This window comes from Microcoleus sp. B3-D2, assembly GCF_036705345.1.
Taxonomy (GTDB): domain Bacteria; phylum Cyanobacteriota; class Cyanobacteriia; order Cyanobacteriales; family Microcoleaceae; genus Microcoleus.
In genome coordinates, this window is sequence record NZ_JAUBUG010000161.1 from 1 (window position 1) to 2,884 (window position 2,884).

2 protein-coding genes and 1 pseudogene are annotated in these 2,884 nt (G+C 43.0%); all 3 read right to left on the reverse strand.

Annotated features, from left to right (window positions below):
* Positions 1-340: 340 nt before the first annotated feature.
* Positions 341-1,126, reverse strand: coding sequence for a calcium-binding protein (locus tag QUB14_RS28300; protein WP_333297453.1), 786 nt, complete (start codon positions 1,124-1,126; stop codon positions 341-343).
* A gap of 204 nt (positions 1,127-1,330) precedes the next feature.
* Positions 1,331-1,504 (reverse strand): hypothetical protein, encoded by a 174-nt coding sequence (locus QUB14_RS28305; RefSeq protein ID WP_333221525.1) that lies wholly within the window; start codon positions 1,502-1,504, stop codon positions 1,331-1,333.
* 320 nt (positions 1,505-1,824) lie between these two features.
* A pseudogene (locus tag QUB14_RS28870) lies at positions 1,825-1,887 on the reverse strand (allophycocyanin); the annotation flags it as partial.
* Between the last annotated feature and the right edge of the window lie 997 nt (positions 1,888-2,884).

The following is a 2,884-nucleotide window of genomic DNA, read 5'->3' on the forward strand; positions in this document are numbered from 1 at the left end:
ATTGAAGGCGGTTGAAACCGCTGCCGACTTATCCCCGTGTCTAAAGCCAGGGGCTTGCGTCTCGTTCTTCGGTCAATCAGGGGCGAAGTATATCCTCACCAGTGTAACCTCTTGACAGTAATTCCTCATTTTCTTCGCCTAACTCAACAACAAGTGCTTGGCGGGATACCAAATCCAAGGCAGATGGCAATGAATTATTTGTTTTGTGTTTTTGAAGCATCTTTCAACTCATTGGATTCTTGTAAAAACATGAGGGGGGTGGGTTTACCAGATGGTTGATGTTCGACATATATGGTTGGTAAAAATCCGCCCCTACCCCCTGTTTTCTCTCCTCGTAGATTCACGCTATCACCTTGGTAGGAACGTGCTCGTATGGGTTAACAACAAAATAAGGCTGAGACAGATCGAGTCTTCCTGCGTTTTGAACGACTGCAATCAGATCGTCGTGGTAATAGATGCCAATATTAAAAGGGGTGATCGCATTAAGGGTGTAGCTTCCCCTATTACCAACGAGATGAATTGTATCTTCAGCAGGATTGAAGTCAGTGACAATCGCGTAACCTGTCCCCACATAATGAGACCAACTGTCTGGATATCCAACTACTTCCACAACTACTCCCATAACAAAGTCATCTGCGCCAGCACCACCCGTGAGTACGTCGTATTCGTTGGTATTTTTCTTGCCTGAAGCAGCATCAGAACCGCGAATCCAGTCATTACCATCTCCACCGATTAATGTATCTGTACCCAAACCACCATCCAGAAAGTCGTTTCCCAATCCACCATTTAAAGTGTCATTTCCAGACCGTCCACTCATGCCGTCGTTGCCGGATTCGCCAGACATTGAATCATTGCCATCATCGCCAAACAAGTTATCGTGACCAGAACCACCAAACAATTCATCATTGCCATCTTTGCCTACTAAAATATCACCGCCATCACCGCCAAACAATTCGTCATTGCCACCCCGCCCATTTAAAGTGTCATCGCCATCGTAGCCATAGATGATATCGTCGGCTGGTCTGAGGACATACTGACCGTTTTCAATAGACCAGAAAGAGGTGTCATTACCAAGGATATTTTCGCTTGCTGCACTTCCATATATCACATTTTTGACGCTAGCCATAGTCTCTTCCTCCCTAATGTAATTAAAAGGTTTTGTTAGCAAAAACTCTGCAACCATAATACCAATAAATACTTTTCATTAACGAACGTGAGTAGATTTTTTTGTGTCTGGCTCATTAGTTTTTAGCGTACTAATTTTTGTTAAGCTTTTGTGTAGGTGGGCAATGCCCACCATCCAAGCTGCGACCTTCACGTAGTATGCTTGCTAAAATTTGACGACAATGCTAATCCCTACTTCACATTTGCCCGGTGCTTGGCACTTAGCCCATCCCTTGAATCTTCCCCCGCCGCTTAGTTGACCAGCTACCTCATCACCGATTTCTTTCCATAAAGCTTGATTTGGATCGTTTGGTATGGTTTGCGATTTCTTAGGCTGCATTGCTTTCCTCACCTGTATTGCACGTTCTTGCTTGCTATAACTTGAAGCTTTTGGGCATACTACAAGTCCTAGCGTGTGAAATAGCGCTATCGACTTTAGAGTTGTTTCTATCTCGGTAGGGACAAAAGATTGTTCCTTGGTGTCAACTTAAACACCTATTAGCCAAGGACTTAAGTCCCTGGTTAATAGATTAAGTCCTCATTTACTGGCCACTATTGACTTACAGGGATTCAGTGAACCTAGGCAGCTCAAAAAAATCAGCCAGGTTGACCTATATCTAATAAGTAAAGACAAGCTGACCAAACTCTAAGGTGCCACTATTCTCTTACACCAACGATACCAATCTCTTCGATTGGCGTAATATCACCTGCTACGATACCACATAAGCTAACCCCAAGACTTCCTCCGCTGTCTCTGTTATTCGTCACTACGATGGTACCACCACCGCTTACTGCGGCTTGAGAGGTTTCGTCGAGTTCGTGCCACAATGCGTTTGAATTACCTTTAGTTAAAGAAATGTCGGCTAGCTTTTGAGAATCGTTTTTTTGAGTTGCTATATCTTTGAAAATCATCGATTTTATCTCCTTTGTTGAAATTCTGAATTACCACCGCCATTATGGCAAACGGCGCATTACCTGTATTGCACGGTCTTGCTTGCTAGGACTTGAGGAAGCTTTTGCGTGGTATCAAGTCCTAGCGTTTGAAGTGGCAATATCGGCTTTAGAGTTGTCTCTATATTGGAACCTTACAATAACGGGGTATATTATACCCTCCCTGGTAGTGCCGGTAGCACCACCCCTTACTGCTGCTTGAGAGATTTCGTTAAGTTCGTGCCACAATGCGTTTGAATTACCTTTAGTTAAAGAAATGTCGGCTAGCTTTTGAGAATCGTTTTTTTGAGTTGCTATATCTGTGAAAATCATCGATTTTATCTCCTTTGTTGAAATTCTGAATTACCGCCATTATGGCAAACGGCGCATTACCTGTATTGCACGGTCTTGCTTGCTAGGACTTGAGGAAGCTTTTGCGTGGTATCAAGTCCTAGCGTTTGAAGTGCCAATATCGGCTTTAGAGTTGTCTCTATATATGTCAGCGTACAATAAAGGGGTATTTTATACCACCGCTTATACCACCGCTTACTGCTGCTTCAGAAGTTTCGCTAAGTTCACACCACAATTCGTTTGACTTACCCTTGTTTGAGGACTCGTTTGAGGAAATGTCGGCTAGCTTTTGAGAAGTGTTTGTTTGAGTTGCTATATCTGTGAAAATCCTCGATTTTATCTCCTTTGTTGAAATTCTGAATTATAGCCTTTCTCAGAAAGATGAGGTATGATGTAACTGACTTGAACGAAGTGAAAAATATAGAACCCGAAAATGTCA